At 46.8% G+C, this 23,415-nt stretch carries 18 protein-coding genes; 8 read left to right on the top strand and 10 right to left on the bottom strand.

Annotated features, from left to right (window positions below):
• Positions 1-197: 197 nt before the first annotated feature.
• From BMX05_RS03895 to BMX05_RS03885, 3 genes are all read right to left on the bottom strand, one after another.
• Positions 198-1,127 carry a branched-chain amino acid transaminase gene (locus BMX05_RS03895; RefSeq protein WP_093308645.1) on the bottom strand — a complete coding sequence of 310 codons (930 nt, stop codon included), beginning with the start codon at positions 1,125-1,127 and terminating at the stop codon, positions 198-200.
• A 111-nt stretch (positions 1,128-1,238) separates the two neighbouring features.
• Positions 1,239-4,217: a bifunctional [glutamate--ammonia ligase]-adenylyl-L-tyrosine phosphorylase/[glutamate--ammonia-ligase] adenylyltransferase gene (glnE, locus tag BMX05_RS03890; RefSeq protein WP_245710424.1), complete on the bottom strand. Its 2,979-nt coding sequence runs from the start codon at positions 4,215-4,217 to the stop codon at positions 1,239-1,241.
• Between the two features lie 86 nt (positions 4,218-4,303).
• Complete coding sequence (locus tag BMX05_RS03885; protein WP_093308644.1) at positions 4,304-4,678, bottom strand: diacylglycerol kinase; 375 nt, start codon at positions 4,676-4,678, stop codon at positions 4,304-4,306.
• A 349-nt stretch (positions 4,679-5,027) separates the two neighbouring features.
• On the opposite strand from BMX05_RS03885, the gene nhaB reads away from it, so the two are divergent.
• From nhaB to waaF, 3 genes are all read left to right on the top strand, one after another.
• Positions 5,028-6,572 carry a sodium/proton antiporter NhaB gene (gene nhaB, locus BMX05_RS03880; protein WP_093308643.1) on the top strand — a complete coding sequence of 515 codons (1,545 nt, stop codon included), beginning with the start codon at positions 5,028-5,030 and terminating at the stop codon, positions 6,570-6,572.
• Positions 6,573-6,707: 135 nt separating this feature from the next.
• Entirely contained in the window at positions 6,708-7,571 is an 864-nt protein-coding gene (locus BMX05_RS03875) for a peptidoglycan DD-metalloendopeptidase family protein (protein ID WP_093308642.1), read from the top strand.
• An 86-nt stretch (positions 7,572-7,657) separates the two neighbouring features.
• The gene (waaF, locus tag BMX05_RS03870; RefSeq protein ID WP_177166782.1) at positions 7,658-8,719 is read left to right on the top strand and encodes a lipopolysaccharide heptosyltransferase II; all 1,062 of its coding nucleotides are present in this window, start codon (positions 7,658-7,660) and stop codon (positions 8,717-8,719) included.
• Here waaF and BMX05_RS03865 read toward each other — a convergent pair.
• Together BMX05_RS03865 and BMX05_RS03860 are read right to left on the bottom strand one after the other, a co-directional pair.
• A complete protein-coding gene (locus tag BMX05_RS03865; protein ID WP_093308640.1) occupies positions 8,670-10,004 on the bottom strand; it encodes a sensor histidine kinase in 1,335 nt (444 codons plus the stop codon). The two genes, waaF and BMX05_RS03865, sit on opposite strands and share 50 nt — an antisense overlap.
• Positions 9,976-10,704 (bottom strand): response regulator transcription factor, encoded by a 729-nt coding sequence (locus tag BMX05_RS03860; protein ID WP_093308639.1) that lies wholly within the window; start codon positions 10,702-10,704, stop codon positions 9,976-9,978. The genes BMX05_RS03865 and BMX05_RS03860 overlap by 29 nt, the downstream gene beginning before the upstream one ends.
• Positions 10,705-10,868: 164 nt before the next feature.
• Here BMX05_RS03860 and BMX05_RS03855 point away from each other — a divergent pair, with 164 nt between their 5' ends.
• Positions 10,869-11,366: a Spy/CpxP family protein refolding chaperone gene (locus tag BMX05_RS03855; RefSeq protein ID WP_093308638.1), complete on the top strand. Its 498-nt coding sequence runs from the start codon at positions 10,869-10,871 to the stop codon at positions 11,364-11,366.
• A 125-nt stretch (positions 11,367-11,491) separates the two neighbouring features.
• Here the strand turns inward: BMX05_RS03855 and ppc are convergent, their stop codons facing one another.
• On the bottom strand, positions 11,492-14,155 hold the full coding sequence (ppc, locus tag BMX05_RS03850) for a phosphoenolpyruvate carboxylase (RefSeq protein WP_245710423.1): 2,664 nt from the start codon (positions 14,153-14,155) through the stop codon (positions 11,492-11,494).
• Between the two features lie 175 nt (positions 14,156-14,330).
• Between ppc and pepN the strand changes: the two genes are divergently transcribed.
• On the top strand, positions 14,331-17,012 hold the full coding sequence (gene pepN / locus BMX05_RS03845) for an aminopeptidase N (protein ID WP_093308636.1): 2,682 nt from the start codon (positions 14,331-14,333) through the stop codon (positions 17,010-17,012).
• Here pepN and BMX05_RS03840 read toward each other — a convergent pair.
• Positions 16,993-17,904 carry a LysR family transcriptional regulator gene (locus BMX05_RS03840; RefSeq protein WP_093308635.1) on the bottom strand — a complete coding sequence of 304 codons (912 nt, stop codon included), beginning with the start codon at positions 17,902-17,904 and terminating at the stop codon, positions 16,993-16,995. The genes pepN and BMX05_RS03840 overlap by 20 nt on opposite strands.
• Positions 17,905-18,004: 100 nt before the next feature.
• Here BMX05_RS03840 and BMX05_RS03835 point away from each other — a divergent pair, with 100 nt between their 5' ends.
• Positions 18,005-19,213, top strand: a complete 1,209-nt coding sequence (locus tag BMX05_RS03835) for an MFS transporter (protein ID WP_093308634.1) — start codon at positions 18,005-18,007, stop codon at positions 19,211-19,213.
• Here BMX05_RS03835 and BMX05_RS03830 read toward each other — a convergent pair.
• Positions 19,203-20,462 (bottom strand): 6-phosphofructokinase, encoded by a 1,260-nt coding sequence (locus BMX05_RS03830; protein ID WP_093308633.1) that lies wholly within the window; start codon positions 20,460-20,462, stop codon positions 19,203-19,205. The genes BMX05_RS03835 and BMX05_RS03830 overlap by 11 nt on opposite strands.
• 179 nt (positions 20,463-20,641) lie before the next feature.
• Here BMX05_RS03830 and mpl point away from each other — a divergent pair, with 179 nt between their 5' ends.
• Positions 20,642-22,012, top strand: a complete 1,371-nt coding sequence (mpl, locus tag BMX05_RS03825; RefSeq protein WP_093308632.1) for a UDP-N-acetylmuramate:L-alanyl-gamma-D-glutamyl-meso-diaminopimelate ligase — start codon at positions 20,642-20,644, stop codon at positions 22,010-22,012.
• Positions 22,013-22,031: 19 nt separating this feature from the next.
• A complete protein-coding gene (locus BMX05_RS03820; protein WP_177166781.1) occupies positions 22,032-22,646 on the top strand; it encodes a flavin prenyltransferase UbiX in 615 nt (204 codons plus the stop codon).
• A gap of 43 nt (positions 22,647-22,689) precedes the next feature.
• On the opposite strand, the gene BMX05_RS03815 is transcribed toward BMX05_RS03820, so the two are convergent.
• Both BMX05_RS03815 and BMX05_RS03810 read right to left on the bottom strand, forming a co-directional pair.
• Positions 22,690-22,845, bottom strand: a complete 156-nt coding sequence (locus tag BMX05_RS03815) for a zinc ribbon domain-containing protein (protein ID WP_218138978.1) — start codon at positions 22,843-22,845, stop codon at positions 22,690-22,692.
• A gap of 66 nt (positions 22,846-22,911) precedes the next feature.
• Positions 22,912-23,280 (bottom strand): hypothetical protein, encoded by a 369-nt coding sequence (locus BMX05_RS03810; protein WP_093308630.1) that lies wholly within the window; start codon positions 23,278-23,280, stop codon positions 22,912-22,914.
• Positions 23,281-23,415: the final 135 nt, after the last annotated feature.

The following is a 23,415-nucleotide window of genomic DNA, read 5'->3' as shown; positions in this document are numbered from 1 at the left end:
TGGGATAAAACCGCTCTTTGTAGGCTCGTTTTGTCATGCTGGATAAATTAGCAGCTCAGCGAGATCCTGGCAAGAGGGCACCGCTACGCGGTGCGTGCTTGTATCACCGCCCGATTGGGCGATGCTTTACGCGCTTTTTGGTAAGCAAAAAAAAACGCCACCGCAAAGCGCTGGCGTTTGAAAGATACGACGATAAGTTAAGCCTGGCAAGGCGTCAACCAGTGCGCATATTTTGCATCTTTGCCCGTCACAATATCAAAATAACGGCTTTGCAATTGCTCTGTGATAGGGCCACGGCGACCATCCCCAATCGCGCGTCCATCTAACTCACGAATCGGTAACACTTCTGCGGCAGTTCCTGTGAAGAAGGCTTCATCTGCAATATAAACTTCATCGCGAGTAATGCGTTTTTCGATCACTTCTAAACCGAATTCATCACGCGCAAGCTGCATCACAGTACGGCGGGTAATCCCATCTAAACAAGCGGTGAGCTCTGGAGTATAGAGTTTGCCATCACGTACCAAAAAGAAATTTTCACCTGAGCCTTCAGCAACATAGCCTTCTGGATCCAGCAAAAGGGCTTCTTCACAACCTGAACGTAAGGCTTCGTTGAGTGCCAACATAGAGTTGATGTAATGCCCGTTAGCTTTCGCGCGCGTCATGGAAATGTTTACATGGTGGCGCGTATAGCTTGAGGTTTGTACACGAATGCCTAACTCACGGGCTTCAGGCGACATATACGACGGCCATTCCCAAGCGGCAACAATCACATGCACTTTTAAGTTATCTGCACGCAACCCCATCCCTTCAGAGCCAAAAAATACCATAGGGCGCAAGTAGGCATGTTCTAACTGGTTTGCAGCCACCGCAGCGCATTGGGCTGCGTTAATTGCCTCTTTGCTAAAAGACATTGGCATACTGAGGATTTTCGCGGAGTTAAACAGGCGGTCTGTGTGTTCTTTTAGACGAAAAATCTGCGCACCTTGTTCTGTTTTATAAGCGCGCACCCCTTCAAAACACCCCATCCCATAATGCAGTGTATGGGTGAGCACGTGGGTTTTTGCATCGCGCCAAGGGATGAGCTCACCATCAAACCAAAGGAGGCCGTCACGATCAGCCATAGACATGCTTAGTTTCCTTTCAATAATGAATCACTATAAAAATCAATGATCTTAAGGATCATGCGTTCAAATACAGCCGCGCGCAGGTTAAAGTGTGCAAAGATCATCTGCACGAGTTTAACAAGGTTCGTTATCACCTAAGAGTGCCTGCCAGATACGCTGCACTTCGCTGCGGTAGTGGGTAAACTCGGAGCTGGCGATTCGACTCGGTACTTTTTGTAGTGAAGCCCTATGTGCGGCGCGGCGATAGCTTAAATAGGCTTCACGTAGAAGACGCGCATCTTCGGCTAACATACGGCCAGAAGCTTCTAACGTCTCTAAAATTCGCATATTGTCTGTCCACTGTAGCAGCTCAGGTGCTTGCTCACTCCATGCAAGGACAGAATATTGCACGATAAATTCAATATCGACCATGCCACCGGCATCTTGTTTGATATTAAATTCATGCTCGTGGCTTTTTGATCCTAGGGAAGCCCGCATTTTTTGGCGCATTTCCACGACATCTTGACGCAACTGCTTCAGATCACGATGCCGTGCCAAAGTCGCAGCACGGATTTCACCAAAAGCTTGCGCAAGTTTCGGATCACCACAAATCACGCGGGCACGTACTAAAGCTTGGTGTTCCCAAGTCCAAGCTTCTTTCGCTTGGTATTCGGCAAAGGCTTTCAGTGAGGTCACTAAAAGGCCTGAATTTCCCGAAGGACGTAAACGCATATCCACATCGTACAATTGCCCAGAAGGGGTCACTGTATTCAGAATATGAATAATACGCTGTCCAAGACGGGTAAAAAAGACATTATTATCAAGTGCACGCGTCCCATCGGTTGTCAGATTGGCTGCACCATCATGAATAAAGACTAAATCGAGATCTGAGCCATAGCCTAATTCGATTCCGCCAAGTTTACCATAGCCTAGGATAATAAAATCCGGACGACAGGGCACACCTGGCGACTTTTGCGGGTAACCATATTTACTGGTGAGATGTTTCCATGCCAGCTCGAGCACAGCTTCCAAAACAACCTCAGCAATATAGGTCAAGTAATCACTGACTTTCATCAAGTGGCGTCCAGCCACAATATCTGAAGCCGCAACACGCAATACATGCGCATGACGGAAATAGCGCAAAGCTTCCATTTGCGCTTCCATGTCTTCTTCTGGTAAACGGGCCAGTTGTTGGCGCAACTCATCGGCCAATTTCGCTTTATCTGCAGGCGTATATAGGGTGTTAGCGTCTAATAATTCATCCAGCAAAATTGGCGTGCGTGCTAACTGTTCAGCAATCCAAGGACTCGCACTACACAAACGCACCCATTGGGTCAGTGCCTGCGGATTTTCAGTCAGCAAAACAAAATAAGCTGTGCGCCTGAGCACAGCCTCCACTAGCATTAACGTCCGTTCTAGGGTTTGAGTTGGCTTATCTGTACTACTGGCTGCCTCAAGCAGTTTTGGCATAAAAGCATCTAAGCGTTCACGGCCAATGCGCTGCATGGATTGTACTTGCTTGCCGGTTCGTAAAGCTTGTAAACGGCTGAGCACACTTTCTGCAGGGGTATAGGCATATTCCGCCAAGAAGCTAGCGGCTTGCGCTATATCTAGTTCGCCTTGCCATACTTGTTGCCACCGGCATAAGCTTTCATCTTCTGCGGCACTGCTTGTTTGCTCGTCTTCAGGGGAAGCAATAATTTGATTAAAGTGGTGGCGCACTTGGGTGCGTATGCCTTGCAATGCCGTTAACAAGGCATCCCAGTCAGCAAAACCTAAACTAAAGGCAAGCCTATGTTGACTGAGGGAATCCGCTGGTAAGGTTTGGGTTTGTTTGTCGGCAATGGCTTGGATTCTATGTTCAAGATTGCGTAGAAAAACATAAGCTTCTAATAGCTCTTGGCTTGCATCTGCCGGCATTAACCCAAGACCGCTAATAATGGGCAATACTTTGCGGATGGAGGCTTCTTGTAGTTCTGTGTCGCGCCCACCACGAATTAATTGGAACACTTGGGTGATAAACTCAACTTCGCGGATACCACCTGAGCCCAGTTTAATATTATCCGCCAAGCCTTTGCGGCGTACCTCGCGATTAATAAGAGCTTTCATCTCGCGCAGGGATTCAATCGCGCTGTAATCTAGGTATTTGCGATAAACAAAAGGCGTCAGTCCCTGCAGTAATTTTTGCCCTTGTGCAAAATCGCCGGCCATCACGCGCGCTTTGATCATGGCATAGCGCTCCCATTCACGGCCTTGATCTTGGTAATACTCATGCATCGCTGCAAAAGATAGTGCCAAGGCCCCTGCATCTCCATAAGGACGTAAGCGCATATCCACACGGAATACAAAGCCTTCAGGCGTCAAAGCATCTAGGGCAGTAATTAGACGCTGACCAAGACGGATAAAAAACTCTTGGTTTTCAAAGCTTCTACGTCCGCCTTGCGTATGGCCATGTTCAGGAAAGGCAAAAATCAAATCAATATCTGAGGAGAGATTCAGCTCACCGGCACCGAGTTTCCCCATACCAATGACAACCATCTGTTGTGCTTGATTGCTGTCTTTCCCTATCGGGGTACCCCATTTGGGGGTGTAAAAATCATATAGCCAAGTTAATGCACTATGCACACAAGTATCAGCAAGATGTGTGAGCTCACCTGCTGTTTGCCACATATCCGCTTGTCCAAGCACATCACGCCAGATTAAACGTACCATGGCCAAGCGCCGAAAACGGCGCAAGGCTTTATGCAAATCGTCTTCTGTCACACACTTGGCCAAAAGCTCTGCTAGCCAGGCTTGGTAGTCAGCAAGGCTTAAGTGAGTGTGCAGACGCGTTTGTAACTGATCGAGTATTAAAGGCTGTTTGCAAAAACTTTCCGCGACATAATCGCTTGCACTCCAAACCCGAATACACTCGGTACGGGTAGATTCATCCCAAGCGTCCACCTGTGCAGATGCTTTGGGCTGTCCTGTCGAACCAGCAAGCATATCCGCAAGACTTAACGCCTGTGCAAATTTCCCCCATTGAAACGCAAAATGTTCCTGCAGTTCTGGGGGTAAGTGTTCTTGTCCTTGTAACAACCTCATTGATGGCATATCTTGCGGCACAGATGACATAAGCACTCCCCATTCAATAAACCTGTTTGCAAGCATAATCAGGGGCTATCTTGAGCACAAGCCTTGTGATTTCCAAGAGATGAGTTTTAGCCAGCAAAGCGTTGCCAAGCAATAAGCCCCCAAGTGATAGCCGTCACGCCGAGACTGACAAAAACCGCCGCAGACCCTAAATCTTTTGCCAATCCAGAGAGCTCATGGTGTTCAGCACTAATACGGTCAATCGCCGCCTCAACGGCTGAGTTCATCAATTCCACCGATAAAACCCAAAGACAACTACCGATCAGCAAAATCCATTCAACGGCAGTTTGTCCCAGCCAAAAAGCCAGCGGAATCAAAACAGCAAAAAGGACAATTTCTTGGCGAAATGCAGCCTCGTTACGCCATGCCGCTTTTAACCCCTGCATCGAATAATAGGTTGATTTACGTAAATGAAACAAACCTGTGCTTTGTGGATTTTTCATATTTTCAATTGCATCTGTGCATCACAGATGCCTCCTCTATCAACAAAAAAGATGCAATCACTGGCTTTGAGCCGAGATCACTTATCATCAAAATTGAAACATTCAAATTTCAAGCATCTATACCCTTGAGCGCCTCCGTGTATAATGCAGCGGCATTCTTTAAGGCAGGGATTTTACTTGGTTAGCCCTCTGCGTGGGGGTTATCCAAGTGGCTCGATCTTATGTCTTAGATGCAAATTTCCAGCACACAAATCAGCATCAGCAAGGTGACCTTGTTGGTGCTGATCACTTGCAAGTGTGCTCTTTTTGTATAGGTCACCTAGATGACCCCGAAATAAGGTAAGCTGTGATGATAAATAAAATCACTGAGTTAGGAGCAAATTTTTTTACTCCTGGCTTGCGGCAAGGCGTGCTGCGTAATTTTTTGGGCAACTCGCCTTTGTGGTATAAGAAAACCATCCTTGCGTTCCTTTTAATTAATCCCATCCTTTTTTTCACCCCTGCTTTTGGTCCTTTTGTGACCGGCTGGGTGTTAATTATTCAGTTTATTTTCACCCTAGCGATGGCTCTTAAATGCTACCCTCTACAGCCTGGAGGCTTGTTAGCGATTGAAGCAGTTATTTTAGGACTCACAACACCTGAAGCAGTGATTCATGAAGTAGAAGGCAACCTAGAAGTCATCTTGCTACTGATGTTTATGGTGGCTGGTATCTTCTTTATGAAGCAATTACTACTTTTTACTTTTACCAAGATTTTGCTTGGGGTACGTTCTAAAATCCGTTTAGCCTTATTGTTTTGTATTACCTCTGCTTTTCTCTCCGCCTTTTTAGATGCTTTAACTGTGACTGCGGTCATTATTTCCATCGCTGTAGGTTTTTATTCTGTCTATCACAAGGTCGCTTCAGGTAAAAATTTCGAAAATGAGCATGATCATGGTAATGACACCAGTATTGAAGACGATAGCCGCTCTGATCTAGATCGCTTTCGTGGTTTTTTACGTTCTTTGTTGATGCATGGCGCTGTCGGAACCGCTCTAGGTGGTGTGTGTACCATGGTAGGGGAGCCGCAAAACCTCTTGATTGCTAGTGAGGCGGGCTGGGACTTTATCACCTTTTTTGTACACATGATGCCTGTCACTATGCCCGTATTAGCCGTAGGTTTAGTGACTTGTGTGTTATTAGAACGCCACAAAAAATTCGGCTATGGCGATGAGCTGCCTGATAGTGTCCGCGCGATTTTAGATGATTATGATACTTATCAAACCCAAAAGCGCACAGACAAAGACAGAGCTGCCTTATTAGTGCAGGCTTTGACTGCTATTTTCCTTATTTTTGCGCTCGCTTTTCACTGGGCAGAAGTCGGTTTAATTGGCCTGACTATTATTGTTTTACAAACCGCTTTTAATGGCATTACTGAAGAACACCAGATTGGTAAAGCTTTTGAAGAAGCCCTTCCTTTTACCGCATTATTGGTGGTCTTTTTCACTGTTGTTGCGGTGATTCATAGCCAACATTTGTTCCAACCTTTTATCTCTATGGTGCTGCACTTACCTTTGGAACAGCAACCTGGTATGTTGTTTATTGCTAATGGGATTTTATCTGCCATTAGTGATAATGTTTTTGTGGCAACTGTCTATATTAGTGAGATTAAAGGTGCCTTAGTTGCTGGTGATATTAGCCGAGAGCACTTTGATAAGCTGGCTGTTGCTGTCAATACAGGCACAAATTTACCCAGCGTGGCAACTCCTAACGGACAAGCGGCCTTTTTATTCTTATTAACTTCCGCTGCAGCACCTTTAGTGCGTTTATCCTATGGGCGCATGGTGTGGATGGCCTTGCCTTACACGATTGTGATGTCTGTGGTAGGCTTACTTGCAGTGACTCGCTGGATCTAAAACTTGTCAAAGCGACAAAAAACGGCTCGTCGGACCCCCCAGGTTTTATACCGGCGAGCACTTGTGCCTGCTAGCGACTTTGTTTACCTTGGGTACCTCTTAAACCACCGAATTGATTACACAAAGGTATTCAAGATGCTTATCAGGCATTCTGCTTTCCTTGGTTTGTTACTAACCTTGCTGATTCTTTTGACTGGGCCTGCTGCTTATGCACAAGTGCCTCAGTTGGCTTCCGAGTTACGTCCTAAAGAAGCACGCGTTCCCGGCGGTGTCGCCTTAATTGCCATTCCGCAAAAATCAGCCTCGCCTCCCTATGTGCATTATCAAAATAAACGTGTGTACGTTTCACCTTATCAAGGCCAATGGTGGGCTTGGGTGGGGATTCCCCTAGATGCAAAAACCGGTACCCATACCCTGTACTGGCGCACCAAAGAAGGGGATAAGGGGCTGGAATTTAACGTCCAAGCCAAGGAATACGAGAAACAATATCTACAAGTTAAAAATAAACATGTGAATCCAAATACAGATCAACTTGCACGGATTCGTCGTGAAACGCCGGAAATTCGCGGTGCCATGGATACTTGGTATCCTTTCCAAACGCCTTTACCTGAAACCTGGATTCAGCCGACCCAAGGTAGAATCAGTAGCTCTTTTGGTTTACAGCGATTTTTCAATAATCAAGCACGCAGACCGCATTCAGGGATGGATATTGCCGCCCCAACTGGCACGCCTATTGTTGCGGCTTTAACAGGAAAAGTCCGTGCGGTTGGCGATTATTATTTTAATGGTAAAACTGTGATTTTGGATCATGGACAAGGTTTTACTACCTTATATTGCCATTTATCTGAAATTGCCCCACAAGTGCAAGTTGGCGTTGAATTACAAGCAGGCGAACGCCTAGGTAAGGTGGGAGCGACAGGCCGAGTCACTGGGCCGCATCTGCACTGGACCGTGACTTTAAACGGTGCGCGCGTGGATCCTGCATTATTTTTGCCTTAAAGCACATCGGTTGATTTAATCAAATAAGGAGTGGCGTTATCTGTGCCCCAGATCCTCGCCAAACATTTATGAAGCAGCTACTTATTTTGCCCACTTGTGCGCGTGATCTTTTGGTGAGCCAATCGCTCATTGCGGCGATAAAAAAACGGCATGCAGACGTCGAGCTTGATGTGATGGTGCCCAGCTTACTGGCGCCACTGGCAACACGTTTTCCTGAGGTCAATCAGGTATTTAATGCACCAGAACCCAGCCAAGGGCTGGGTTTGCATTGGCATGTAGGCAGAAATCTAGTCGCACTCGAGACTCACTATCAACAAGCTTATATTGTGCCCCAAAGCCTTAAAAGTGCGCTCATCCCTGTGGCCGCACAAATTCCACACCGTGTGGGTTTTCGCGGCCCTTGGCGCTTTGGTTTATTAACGGATATTCGTTTACCTCCCAAATACAAAGCATTAGCAGATCAGTATGCAAGTTTGGCTTATCCGCATGGCCAATTACCTTCTGCTTGGCAGGCACCGACCCTTAGCCTTCACATAGATACTGAAAATCAAACACACCTCATTGACCAACTTGATTTAGCGCCCTACGCCGAAGTGAGTACACGTCCTTTAGTAATTTTATGCCCTGCCGGTGTGCAAGAGAGCAGTCGTCAATGGCCGATAGCCTATTTTGCCCGTTTAGCCGCTGCTCTCATTGATCAAGGGTGTCGTATTTGGATTTTAGCCTCATATAAAGAGGTACAAGCTGCAGAACAGATCTGCGCGGCCTTATCACCGAGTCAGCAGGAGTTTTGTGATAATTTGGCTGGGCGTACGTCATGGACGGATGTTGTTGATTTAATCGCGTGTGCACAGGCGCTAGTCAGTAATGATTCTGCCCTCGCCCATATCAGTGCGCGGCTGGCGCGTCCGACTTGGATTCCTTTGGGGGCCAGTGATCCGGAATACGCCGCCCCGCAAGGTGATCAAGTACATTTACTCACCTATGAAGCCCTAGAATGCCAACCTTGCCAACGGCCAAGATGCCAAGCCAGTACTCAGCTGGCGTGCTTAACCCATTTACAGCCGGAAAGCATCCTAGAAAGTCTGCTCGCACAACTCAAGATGCAAGCACCGCCTGTGGCAACTGCTGAGGCCATCTCAGCCTAATCCCCAGGCCGCCTAACTCACTGGTATAGGCTTGTGCATCTCCGCCTAAACGTTGCATCGCTTTGCGGGTGATACTCAAGCCTAAACCTTGTCCGGAAGCTTGCTGAGGATACAAGCGCACAAAGGGGGTAAATAAATCAGCTAAATGTTCTGCCGCCACCCCAGCCCCAGCATCTTCAATATCCAGCTGAAAATAGCCTGCATGGACACTAGCACACACACGGATTAAAGCGGTTTCAGGCGTATACTTGAGTGCATTACTAAGCACATTCGCTAGCGCTCGTTTCAGCAAATGCGTATCCGTATAGCCCTGGCTAGATGTAGATAAGGCTTGCCATTGCCAAGGGCGCGGTTTTTGTTCTATTTGTATCTCGGCTAACACTTCCTCTACCAGGGTGTTGAGCTGATAGTTTTGCCCTTGTAACCTTTGTTGCTGTACACGATTAAAAGTGAGTAATTCACTGATCAGGGTATCTAAACGCTGGCATTCTTTATGCAGCCGCTGACTTAAACTAGCCTCCGCCCCGAGCTGCCTTTCTACCAAACCGACTGCCACTTGCAAACGCGTTAAAGGCGCTCTTAATTCATGGGAAACGTCTCTTAATAACTCCTGCTGCTGCAAAGCTTGGGTTTGTACATACTCTGCCATGGTATTAAATTCGCGCGCTAATGCCCCTAACTCATCATGGCGTGCGCTTAATTCAGGTGCGACACGTAAGCTTAAATCTTGCTCTTGGTAATATGCTTGCACATAAGCTTGTAATGCGCGTAAAGGACGAATAATCAAACCACTTAATACCAAACTCGATAAAGCAGCTAACAAACCAAGCCACACTAGTTGAAGACTCATCCAGTGCTCTAACCAATCATTCATCAACTTGGGTGGTCTAGGCGGACGCACCCAGATTTGATAGGGCACCCCTTGTTCAGAGGTATAAGTAAACGCAAGGGCTTGTACAGGCGGTGGGTAACGACGCTGCACAAGCGCTTCCCCTGTATCTGTGCGTGTAATCCAGATTGCCATATGGTGGCGTTGATGATCGTTTTTTGTGTGTTCGCCAGCTTCATAAGCCTCAATCCAAGCTTGCGCTTGGCCACGAGCATGTGCCAAAAAAATTTCTTGGTTATGGCGTTGTGCCTGCATCTTGGTAATTAACATCGCCACCAAGAGCATCCCTATCAAGTTGACCAACCAAGTGATCAAAAAAATCTGCCAAAACAAAGCCAGCTTTTGCCAGAACCTTTTTACTTGTTTGCTAAGATGCCAAGCCATAAACCCAGACATAGCCTTGCCCTCGTACCGTTTTAATCACTTCGGTTTCCGTTGCCAGTGCTTGATGTAACTTTTGGCGCACTCGGCTGATATGCACATCAATGGCTCTGTCATAGGCGGTTAACTCACGGTGCAAAACGCGCTCAGTGAGGTACTCCTTACTTAACACCTGGCCGGCAGCCTGCATTAAATAGGCTAAAACATTGAGCTCAGCGCTGGTGAGTTCAATCACTTGCTGATGGACTTTCACTTCGCGTAAGCCAGGATGCAAATGGATATATCCATACGTTAAGGGTGCTTGTGGAAAGCCAGTTTTTACTAAACTCGGTTTATTGGCTTGCGTGCGCCTTAAAACAGCACGAATACGCGCCACTAATTCACGTGGATTACAAGGTTTGCTGAGGTAATCATCCGCCCCAAGCTCTAACCCCAAAATACGGTCGATATCCTCACCACGCCCTGTAAGCATAATAATGGGTACATTGCAGCTTGGACGCAGTTGTTGCAGTAAATCTAAGCCACTTTGCTTGGGCAACATAATATCCAAAATCACTAAGGCATAAGGATGGCTTTGTGCTGGATGAAGAGATTGCCATGCTTGCTCTGCGTCTAAGGCTTGCTGCAATTCAAAACCTTCATAAGCGAGATATTCACGTAATAACTCCCCAAGTTCAGGATCATCATCGACAAGTAATAAAGGCTGAGGATACATCTTAGTTTCCTTGTGGTTTACTTACTGCGAGCTTGCCTGATTTTTTAGTAAAAAGGCGCGACTTTACCTAACTTTACGCCCCACAAACACAAGTTTGCAGGCAAGCCTGCCATACTGAGTTCAATACAAAAGCATCAACGATATCAAAGTGAAGGAGATTCACCATGAAAACAAGTCGCCGTATTTTACTTGCAGGGATTTTGGGATTAGGCGCTATGAGTGCCTGGGCAATGCCGCATATGGGGGCACACAAACAAGAAGCCATGCCTGAGGCCTTCATGGATTATTTACAGCTCAATGATGAGCAGCGCCAAGCAGTACAAGCTTTGATGAAGGAAAAGCGCGAGCTACAGCAGCAAGCGCGTGAAGACAAACAAAAACCTATGCAGGCTTTACAACAACTTGATCCAGAAAGCGCGACTTATCAAGCGGATTTGCAAGCTTTAATCCAAGCGCAGCAAACTAAAGTCGCACAGAAGTTGCAAGCACATGCGGATTTACGCGCACGCATGTATCAGATTTTGGATGATCAGCAAGAAGTGCGTTTAGAAGCTTGGCAGGCAGCACGGGCAGCACAAAAGCAAATGCGTGGTGCCTATAAGCAAGAAGGCGATTCAAATCGCGGGTATCATCATAAAGGTGAAAGACGTTGCGACGACTAGCATCGCAAGCTTTTAAGTAAGGAAAAGTTTGGCTGATACTCCATCCCAAATCGCATGATATCGCCTTGCGGTTTGGGTGGAGACGACTGAAACTGCACTTGCTCAAGCAAGCAAGTGCAAATACCTCATCCCGTATTGCGCAAACCAGCAGCAATGCCTGCCATGGTCACCATAAGGGCTTTTTCCAAAGCGGCATGAATTTGTGGCGTTTCGCTGGCGCTGTGTGCGCTATCGCGTGTTCTTTTGATTAATTCCGCCTGCAAAATATGCAAAGGATCAATATAAGGATTACGCACTTCAATTGCTTGTTGGATCATAGGGGCATTTTCCAATAAGCGGCTTTGATCACGAATTTGTAGCAGGGTCGCAACCAAACCATGCAAGCGCTCACGTAAGTGTTCCCCCAACCCCTGATCTTGGATATTCAACAAGCGCTGCTCATAGTAAGCGGCAATTTCGGCATCCGCTTTGGCTAACACCATTTCCAACATATCCATATAAGTGCGAAAGAAAGGCCATTGCTGCATCATGCTTCTTAATTCATCCAGATGACCTTGCGCTAAGGCCTCCTTAAGTGCCTCATCACTTCCCAACCAAGCAGGCAGCATTAAACGTATTTGGGTCCAAGCGAAAATCCACGGAATCGCACGCAAACTCTCAACCCCACCTTCACTTTTACGCTTGGCAGGACGACTCCCCAAAGGCAAACGTGCTAATTCTTGCTCCGGTGTGACCGCGCGGAAATAAGGCACAAAATGTGGATGTTGGCGCACCGTTTGCCGATAACTGATTAACGCCGCCTGGGCAAGTGTATCCATGCGCTTCCGCCAAGCGTCTTCTGGTACAGGCGGTGGTAAGAGGGTCGCTTCAAGCACGGCACTGGTATAAATTTCCAAAGAGCGCATCGCAAGGTTGGGTTGCCCAAATTTAAAGCGAATCATTTCTCCCTGTTCAGTCACCCGCAAGGTGCCATTCACAGAGCCAGGCGGTTGTCCTAAAATTGCGGCATGAGCTGGACCGCCACCACGTCCTACCGTCCCCCCACGGCCATGGAATAAAGTCAGCTTCACTTTATGGAAGCGGCATACCTCGGTCAGGCGCTCTTGTGCACGATATTGCCCCCATGCCGCCGCCAGCTGACCGGCATCCTTCGATGAATCCGAGTAGCCGATCATCACCTCTTGATGCCCTTGCGTGTAATGGCGATACCAATCAATGGTTAGGAGGCGATTGATGACATTCGCCGCGCCTTCTAGATCGTCGAGCGTTTCAAATAAAGGCACCACCCGCATCGGATGCTGCACCCCAGTTTCTTGTAGGAGCAAAATCACCGCCAACACATCTGAAGGTTGACTGGCCATAGAAATCACATAGGAACCCAAAGCCTGCGAGGGTTCTGCAGCAATCACGCGGCAGGTGTCGATCACTTCTTGGGTTTCTGCGGAACAAGGCCAATGCGCCGGCAAGAGAGGGCGCTTGCTTCGCAACTCGCGTAATAAAAATTCTTGGCGTTCTTCTTCGCTCCATTCACTGTATTTGCCAATACCTAAATATTCGGTCAATTCACAAAAGACCTGCGCATGTCGGGAACCATCTTGGCGGATATCCAGCTTCACCAAATTCATGCCAAAGCAGCTTAGGCGGCGCAAAATATCCAGCAAACGCCCATCGGCAATGGATTTCATCCCGCAATCACAAAGAGAGCGATAACAGGCTAGCAGGGGCTCATATAAGGCTTCGCTATCAAGAATAATGCCCTCATCCAGATAGGCTTGTCCTTCCAATTGGGCTTGAATCCATTCCAACGTGATTTGCAGTTGCTGATGCACTTGGCGCAATAATTCACGGTACGGCTCTGTAATGCTTTCGCCAACCCGTTGACGCAAAGCCGCATTACATTGCCACATGGAAAGCTCGGATCTAAGCTGATCAATATCTTCCAAATATAAATCGGCGGCCATCCAGCGCGACAAAAGCAAGACTTCCCGCGTCACTTTCGCCGTGACATTCGGGTTACCATCACGGTCCCCGCCCATCCAAGAAGCAAAACGTATCGGTGAACAATCCAAAGGTAAGGATTGACCCGTGGCCTGCACTAGGGCTTGATCAAGCTGACGATAAAAAGCGGGCAACGCCTGCCACAGGGAATTTTCTATGACCGCAAACCCCCACTTTGCCTCATCGACTGGGCTAGGACGTTGCTCGCGGATTTCACTGGTATGCCAAGCTTGCGAAATTAATTCTTGCAGGCGTCTATGGGTCGCTTGTCGCCGCCAAGGATCTTGCTGACAACCCTCGCTATCTAGCTCACTAAGACAAGTATCCAAGGCATCATATTTTTGAATCAGAGTACGCCGAATGACTTCGGTCGGGTGGGCAGTTAAGACCAAATCTACCTGCATATTGTGCAGGCTATGTACTAGAGTTTCTTGGCTAATGCCTTTATCCAACACACGTTTTAACAGCAAATCAAGTTCAGGTTGATCCGGTAGGGAATCTTCCGTGGTGCGTAAACGAGCTCTGTGGTGTTGTTCGGCAATATTGGCGAGATTTAAAAATTGATTGAAAGCGCGGGTAACAGGGAGGAGTTCTTGTTCATCAAGTAAGTGTAAATAGGCTTGCAACTCTTGTCGGTCTTCTTCGGTACCACTGCGCCCTTGCTTGGCGAGGCTACGGATGGTTTCTATTTTCTGTAAGAAGTCCTCACCACGCGCGCTACTGATGGTTTCCCCTAAGCATTCACCAAGAATGCGTACATGCTCGCGTAAGGATTCATGCAAATCACTCATCACCCCCTCCTTCTGTTTGCGTGGGCTTGTGGTAGATTTGTATCCAGTGCATATTGCACTGCACTCATCCCTGTATAGAGCAGAAGGGAAAGAGATGCAACCTGAATCCCTCCCCCTGAAGGAGGTCTAGGTTAGCGCAATCTATTGTATTCTCGCCTGCATTAAAGGAGTTTTTATGTCATCTAGCCCTGCCCAAGCGATTTATTTGCGCAACTATCAAGCCCCTGAATTTGCCTTAGATGCGATTGATCTTACTTTTGAGCTCGACCCACAAGCGACCAAAGTTAGCGCGGAAATCCAAGTACGGGCTTTAGGCGAAAACCGATGCTTGGTACTTGATGGTCAAGACTTAACCCTTTTAAGCCTAGCCATTGATGGGCGTCCACTTGATGCAGATGAATACCAGTATCAAAACGACCAACTGACCTTATTGAACGTACCTTCAGCCTTTTGTTTAAGCACCCAAGTGGAAATTAATCCGCAAGCAAATTCCGCCTTGGAAGGTTTATATTTATCAAACGCCCTCTATTGTACTCAGTGCGAGGCTGAAGGATTTCGTCGGATCAGTTTTTTCCTTGATCGCCCTGATGTACTCAGTCGCTTCACGACCAAGCTGATTGCCGACCCACAGCACGCCCCCATTTTGCTCGCTAATGGCAACCCGATTGCGCAAGGCACCTTGGCAGATGGACGCCATTGGGTGCAATGGCAAGACCCTTTCCCCAAACCTTGTTATCTATTTGCCTTAGTTGCTGGTGATTTAGTCTGTATTCAAGACACCTTTGTCACGCAAAGTGGGCGCTCAGTGGATTTACAAATCTGGGTAGAAGCAGAAAATCAACACAAATGCGCCCATGCCATGCGCTCCTTAAAAGCCGCTATGCGTTGGGATGAGGAAGTCTATGGGCGTGAATATGATCTTGATATTTATATGATTGTCGCCGTCAATGATTTTAATATGGGAGCGATGGAAAATAAGGGACTGAATATTTTTAACAGCGCTTGCGCCCTCGCCGATCCGCAAACCACCACGGATTTAGGCTTTCAACGGGTTGAAAGCGTGATTGCTCACGAATACTTTCATAACTGGTCGGGTAACCGAGTGACTTGCCGTGATTGGTTCCAACTCTCGTTAAAAGAAGGCTTTACTGTATATCGTGATCAAGCCTTTAGCGCAGATATGAATTTTGCCGGTGTGCAACGCATTGAAGAAGTCACCATGTTGCGCAGCGCCCAATTTGCGGAAGATGCCAGCCCCACCGCGCACCCAGTGCGTCCAGATCATTACATGGAAATCAATAACTTCTACACCCTCACCGTGTATGAAAAGGGTGCGGAAATCGTGCGCATGTTGGCAAATTTATTAGGACCACAGGCCTTCCGCCAAGCGTGTGACTTATATTTTACACGTTTCGATGGGCAAGCGGTCACAGTGGAAGATTTTGTTGCTTGTATGGAAGAGATTTCCCAACGCGATCTTAGCCAATTTATGCGTTGGTATCATCAAGCAGGCACGCCACACGTTCAAGTTCAAGGCCAGTATTGTCCACAAACGGCAAGCTATCGCCTTGATTTTCAACAGGCAACGCCAGATACCCCAGGGCAAACCAACAAACAACCTTTGTTAATTCCGATCACGATGGGGCTATTAGATGCCCAAGGTCGCCCCCTGCCATTGAAGCTAAAATTAGCTTCTGGGGAGATTCAGGCACTCGGCTTGCAAGGAGTACTTGAACTCACCCAAGCTCAGCAAAGTTTCGAATTTATCGGTTTAGAAGAGCTCACAGAAGCACCTATCCCTTCATTATTACGGGGTTTTTCCGCGCCGGTAAAATTGAGTTTTCCTTATACACCGACCCAATTAGCCACTTTGATGGCCCAAGATACGGACGCCTTTAATCGCTGGGATGCAGGGCAAAGGTTAGCTTTAGATACTTTGATGCCTTTGATTGATGCACAAGTAACCCAGATTGATTTGGCCCAAGATGCCCCTATGCTTTTAGAAGCTTATCGTGCTTTGCTTACAGAAGCCGAGCACACCCAAGATCAAGCCATGCTTGCCTCTATGTTACGTTTGCCCAGCTTTGCTTATCTGGCGGAGCAATATGCTTGCATTCCTGTCGAGGCTATTGAACAAGTACGCCAAGCTATGCGATTTGCATTAGCACGTACGTTTTATCCGCAATGGAAAGCCCTCTATCAAGCGCAAATCAGCCAGCAAGCCTATGCCCCTGAGGCAACACAAATTGCGCAACGTAGTCTCAAAAATCTTTGTTTGGATTATTTACTCGCTTTGGCTGCTGTGCCTGAATATCAGCAAGAAGTGTATCAAATCGCACTCACGCAATGGCGCACCAGTGACAATATGACAGATGCCCGCGCGGCCTTGACGTTATTAGCTCATGCGCCGGATGCAAGTTGGGGGCGTGATCCCTTGGCAGAATTTGCGCAACGTTGGCAACAAGATGCGTTAACCATGGATCAATGGTTTAGCATTCAAGCAACGCGCCCCTATGCAGACACTTTGCAACAGGTGCAAAATTTGTTGCAGCACCCAAATTTCTCACTGAAAAACCCCAATAAGGTACGTGCTTTGATCGGTGCTTTTGCCCAACAAAACCCACTGGCATTTCATCAAATCTCTGGGGCTGGCTATGCCTGGTTAGCCGATCAGGTCATTGAACTTAATGGATTTAATCCACAAATTGCAGCCCGTTTGGTAATCCCTTTAACTCGCTGGCAACGCTACCAAGACACACGCCAAACCTTGATGCGTGCCCAACTTGAACGCATTCAAGCACAAGCGAACTTGAGTGCCGATGTGTACGAAATTGTCACTAAGGCATTGCAGGTTTAATTTTTGACTCGGTTTGTGTTGAGGCCAGCATAAAATCAATAAAGGCTTGATGGGCGCGGGATAAATAAGCGCCCTTTTTCCACGCCAAAGACAAGGGTAAATACACCGGCGGATCAAAAGGGATACCAACTAATTCTGCTTCCTCAGCAATCACCATACGTAAGAGCGTACTAATACCAAACCCTTGGCGTACAATGGCCTTAGTTAAAGGAATTAAATTAGTTTCAAAAGCAATTTTTGGTTGGATACCAACTTCCTTACTTAAAGCTTCTATATAGTCTCGATGAAAATAACCCTGTTTAAATAACACTAAATCTTCCTGAAAAAACTCAGTGTAAGGTACTGCCAACATAGCAGCAAAGGCATGATCTTGAGGTACACACACCAACATTTCTTCGTGTAAAAATGTATGAGTTTGCAAACTTGTCGGTGGCGTATCTGCGACAATCACACCTAAATCAAGCTCACCCGCTAATAATAAGGCTTGTAAACGCCGAGTACCTGCTTCATAGACAGAAAGTTGTAAATCAGGATATTTAGATTTAAAGGCCATTAAAATCGGTGGAAAATAATAAGAGCCCAACATGCTCGGAATGCCAATGCGCACCTCACCTTTTAATAAACCCTGCATATGATGCAAGGCCTGATCCGCATAAATCAGTTCCTGCCATACTTTTTGTAAATGGGTGAGTAACACCTGGCCTTCTTCAGTAGGACGTACCCGCTTTTCCCCACGATCGAGTAACTGGGTGTCGAGCTGTTTTTCTAATTTGCGAATTGCCATACTGACAGCCGGTTGCGCAACCCCTTGATGTTGCGCTGCTTGGGTAAAACTACCGCTTTCAGCAACCAACATAAAATACCGCAAGGCGGTTAAATCCGTTAAACGCATAAGATTTACTTATTCTCAGTATACTTGGAATATATTTTTCTTATCTTATAGGCGGTGTTAGGCTAAGTCACTTGCTTTTTTCACTGGTCGGAGCCGCAAGATGCAAGCCTCTAAAGCCTTTAATTTCGCGATGTTATGCGCTTCTTTTTTGGTATTTGCCAATTTATACGCTTTACAACCTATGTTACCTGTACTCATGCAGACATTTGATCTTAGCCCGACACAGGCCAGTCACTTAATGAATGTCAGCACCTTTACCTTGGCAGTGGCTTTATTCATCTATGGGCCTTTATCGGATGCTTATGGGCGCAAACCCCTAATGTTAATCAGCATGCTTGCTGCAATCGCAGTGACCTTAATCTTACCTTTGGCAACTTCTTTTGAAACTTTGCTTATTTTACGCGCTTTACAGGGGTTTTTCTTAGGCGGCTTACCTGCCATTGCGGTCGCTTATTTGGCAGAAGAGTTGGCCGAAAGCCAATTTTTAGTTGCAGTGGGTTTATATATTAGTGGGAATACACTGGGGGGCTTAGGTGGACGTTTAATTAGCGGCGCATTAACAGATTATTTACAAAGCTGGCAAGCCAGTTTATGGATTTTAGGTGGTTTTAGCCTGATTTTATGGATGCTTGCTTATCAGCTCTTGCCCAAGTCTCATGCCTTTCAAGCGCGTCCATTTCAGATCAAACAAAGCCTACAAGATTTTCGCCAGCATCTGGCCCGTAAAGAATTAAGCCTTGTCTATTTAGTGGGTGGGTTAAACTTTTTTATTTTTATTAATTTATATACTTATATTACTTTTGTACTGAGCAAGGCACCCTATCATTTATCACCATTTTGGCTCGGTTTGCTCTTTGTGACATATTTAAGTGGTACCTATGCCGCAAGCCGTTCTGGTCAATGGGCCAAGGGGCGCTCTTTACCTTTGATGATGGCGTTAGGGATTAGCTTACTCCTTGTGGGAACAGGTTTAACCTTAATCCCTGATATAAAAGCCTTGATTTTAGGGTTATTGATCAATGCATTTGGCTTTTTCCTCAGCCATTCATTAGCCTCCGCTTGGGTCAGCAAGCAAGCGCAACACGCACGCGCCAGTGCATCCGCTTTGTACTCGGTAGCCTACTATCTAGGGGCAAGTACAGGGGGGATTTATCTTGGTTATTTTTGGCAGGCTTGGGGATGGCTTGGAGTGGTCTTGGCCGCTTGGGCAGTACTGGCCTTCAATTTAGGAAGTACGCTTTATTTGCATCAGCAGACAAAACGCACTCCTACAACAACTAACTCATGGCTTACTGAATCTAAGGTGTAAACTCAGCTAATAAGCGTGGCGCAAAGGTATATTCTAGCTGGATATATTGCGGTAAGCCTTTGCTAAAAGGTGGCAAATCTTCCCCTTGAATCAGAGGCTCTAAATAGGCGCGGCAAGTATCTGTGATATTTAAACCATCCATACTGATAAAATCGCGTGGCATAAATTTTTCTACGTTGGCAACGTCAGCCAAAGATGCTTGCTCAATATGCCACCGGTAAGGATGATTAGACTCACGAATAATCGCCGGCATGACAGAATGTTTCCCTTCTAAGGCTAACTCTACCCCAGCTTGACCGACCGCATAGGCTTGTTCAACATCCGTTGCTGAAGCAATATGACGCGCAGCCCGTTGAAGATAATCTGCAACCGCCCAATGATATTTATACCCTAAATCTTGCTTAACCATGCCAGCTAACGTGGGGGCAACGCCGCCAAGTTGTTTATGGCCGAAAGCATCGGTTGTGCCTGCATCGGCAAGGAAGGTGCCATCGGCATAACGTGCGCCTTCAGAAACGACAATCACGCAGTAACCATAATTTTTCACGCACTCATCCACGCGTGCCATAACTTTTTCACGCTCGAAGGGCACTTCGGGGAAGATAATCAGATGGGGGGCATCCCCTTCTTCTTGTCCTGCTAAACCGCCTGCGGCTGCAATCCAACCGGCATGGCGTCCCATCACTTCCAAAATAAAGACTTTGGTTGAGGTTGCGCACATGGAGGCAATATCTAAAGCAGCCTCGCGCGTTGAAATGGCAATATATTTAGCGACGGAACCAAAACCTGGGCAGTTATCTGTGATCGGTAGATCATTATCTACGGTTTTGGGAATATGGATGGCTTGAATGGGATAGCCCATTTTCTCGGAAATTTGCGCAACTTTAAGGCAAGTATCCGCAGAATCGCCGCCGCCATTATAGAAGAAATAGCCGATATCATGGGCGCGGAAGACTTCAATCAAGCGCTCATATTGGGCTTGATGCGTTTCTATATCTTTCAATTTATAACGGCAGGAGCCAAAAGCGCCACCTGGCGTATGCTTAAGTGCAGCCACCTGTGCTTCAGAAAGCACAGAGGTGTCGATTAACTCTTCTGTCAAGGCACCTAAAATGCCGTTATGACCTGCATACAAGGTACCAAAAGCTTCTGGGTGTTGACGTAAGGTCTCAATCACACCACAAGCACTGGCATTAATAACAGCGGTCACACCACCGGATTGCGCGTAAAAAGCGTTTTTTTTTGCCATCTTGCAACTCATACCCCTGCAACTTGCAGGAAAGATTAATTTTGCAGGTCAGTACCTGCACCTAAACCCCTAGGGGTATTCCCCCAAGGCTCTCAAGGGGTAAAATGGCGGCTATTTTAGCGCAAAGCAGCGGTTATTGCATGTGCATAATTGACGCCTTCTTTTAAGAGAAATACGCAATGCATCTTCATTTTATTGGTATTTGCGGCACCTTTATGGGCTCTTTAGCGCAACTTGCGCTACAAGCAGGTTATGAAGTCAGTGGCAGTGATCAGGATATTTATCCACCGATGAGTGATCAACTGATCCAAGCAGGCATCCCAATTCATCAAGGTTATCAATATGATCCGCAAAGTTTTCAGCCTGATTTAGTGATTGTAGGCAATGCCTTATCCCGCGGGACTTTTTGTATTGAAGCCCTGCTGAACTCGCAACTTGCCTACACTTCTGGCCCACAATGGTTGCATGAGCATCTATTAAAAGATCGCTGGGTTTTGGGCGTGGCCGGCACGCACGGCAAAACCACCACCAGTAGTTTACTTGCGTGGATTTTAGAATACGCGGGCTTAGCGCCTGGGTTTTTAATTGGTGGCGTTGCGGAAAATTTCGGTATTTCGGCTCGCCTAGGCGATACCCCATTTTTTGTGATTGAAGCCGATGAATACGATACGGCCTTTTTTGATAAGGGCTCTAAGTTTTTGCATTATCATCCACGCACTCTGATTATGAATAACTTAGAGTTTGATCATGCAGACATCTTCAGCGATCTTGCAGCGATTCAACGACAGTTTCATTATTTAGTGCGTACTTTGCCTTCGCAAGGCTTGATTGTGTATCCACAAGGAGAGAGTGCGCTTGATGCCGTCTTTGCTCAAGGATGTTGGACGCCAACACAAAGCCTGAGCCTCCTCACAACAGACGATGAGCCAAAACCAGCACATTGGTGGAGCCAAGCTTTAACCCCTTGCCGGCGCGCTTGGCGTTTGGGTTTAGGGGAACATGTCTTTGGTGAGTGTCATTGGTCTTATGCCGGCGAACATATGCAACATAACGCCTTAGCTGCTATTGCTGCCGCACGTCATGTCGGGATTACACCCGAGATCAGTTTGCAAGCACTCCAAGGTTTTCAAGGGGTAAAACGTCGTATGCAACTGCGCGGTGAAGTCGCTGGCCGTCGTGTATTTGATGATTTTGCGCACCATCCGACAGCGATTAAAACCACCCTAGCAGCCGCACGCGCCACTTATCCAGAAGGGCGTTTGCTCGCGGTGATTGAGCCACGTTCTAACACGATGAAACAGGGCACCTTAAAAGCCGCTTTAGCTACCAGCGTACAGGCAGCGGATCAAGTGTATTGGTATCAAAGCGAAGGCGTACAATGGTCACTTGATACCCTAGGAGTGGGGCAAGTGTATACCCAAGCCGGTGATTTATTAGAAGCTTTGGTTAAACAAAGCCGCCCCCAAGATACTTTGGTGCTAATGAGTAACGGTAGTTTTGCTGGTTTGCATACACGCTTGCTTGATGCCTTGGCAAACCTATCATCTTGAATCACCCAAAGGGGAAATTATGAGCACCAGCGTATGTATTGCGATGACGGGCGCTTCAGGCGTGCAGTATGGATTACGTTTATTACAAGTCCTACTCGCCGCTAAAGTAGAAACCAGTGTGTTGATTTCTAAAGCCGCACATGTGGTGATCGCTACAGAAACCCCTTATAAACTAGCAGCGCAACCACAAAAATTGCAGCAACAATTGCTTGCATATTTCACACCTGATGCGGATCTTTACGCGCCTTATTTAACCGTCTACGGCCGCGAAGACTGGTTCGCTCCGGTTGCCTCAGGCTCGGGTGCGCCTGAAAGTTTAGTGATTTGCCCTTGTTCTGGCGGTACTTTATCTGCCATCGCTACCGGTGCCAGTAATAATTTAATTGAGAGAGCCGCCGATGTTGCCTTAAAGGAAAGGCGTCAATTGATTCTCGTCCCTAGAGAGGCGCCTTATCATCAAGTACACCTTGAACATATGTTAAAACTTACCCAAATGGGGGCGCTGATTTTACCGGCAAGTCCGGGGTTTTATCATCAACCCCAGTGTATTGAAGATTTAATTGATTTTATTGTGGCGAGAATTTTAGACCATCTTGGTCTGCAGCAAGATCTCATGCCAAAGTGGGGCGCTTAATTTAATAAGGTGATTTGCACTTATCTTTGACATCCTCCCCGCCTTAAAGGACGGGGATTCCCTCGACAGGACGCTCATGCCCGAGCGCAAGAATGTTCTTGGCCACGTTGATATCGCGGTCGTGCGTGACACCACACGCACTGCAAGTCCATTCTCTTATTCCAAGACCTGCGATACCTTGCAGCCTCTCATCGGGCAGTGCGCCACAAAACTCAAAACAAAACCAAAAAAGCCCGACGGCGGGTAGTCGGCCTTGAGTGACAAGTTAGGTGCGGTTTCGTGGTTGAGCCGACTTCATTGTTGAGCTATCAAATTCATAAACTTCCTGTGTTCCATCTGCTGTAGTATTAGTACGACTTTCCCTTGCTCTACTATAGTTTGGTCTTGATAAATATGAAAAATACGCCCAAGGGACAGATGACGATAATATTACAGCTCCTATTCCTTTTGCAGTTACTTCTGCGCCTAAAATATTAATCAAGGTAGTGTTTTCAGAAGAAATTCCCGCATTGAACACGAAAGCTCCCACAAAGATGGATACGATACCTCCAAATGCAAGAAATCCACTCACAATGGCTTTTGCTTTAATGTACGCTATATCAACATCTAGTTGATTTGTTCGACCATTTGGCATTATACATAACCTCAAATTAGAGATTTCTTGAGCATTAAAGTTGTAAATATAGCTGTCAACTTCAGAAGCAATTTCAGGGATTCTATATTTTAAACTATCTATGGGTCTATTAATGAATATATGCAAACTCGGAGA

The sequence above is a fragment of the Allopseudospirillum japonicum genome (assembly GCF_900108915.1).
GTDB lineage: Bacteria > Pseudomonadota > Gammaproteobacteria > Pseudomonadales > Halomonadaceae > Pseudospirillum > Pseudospirillum japonicum.
Note: the sequence above shows the minus strand (reverse complement) of the source record. Positions and strands in the feature narration are given on the sequence as shown.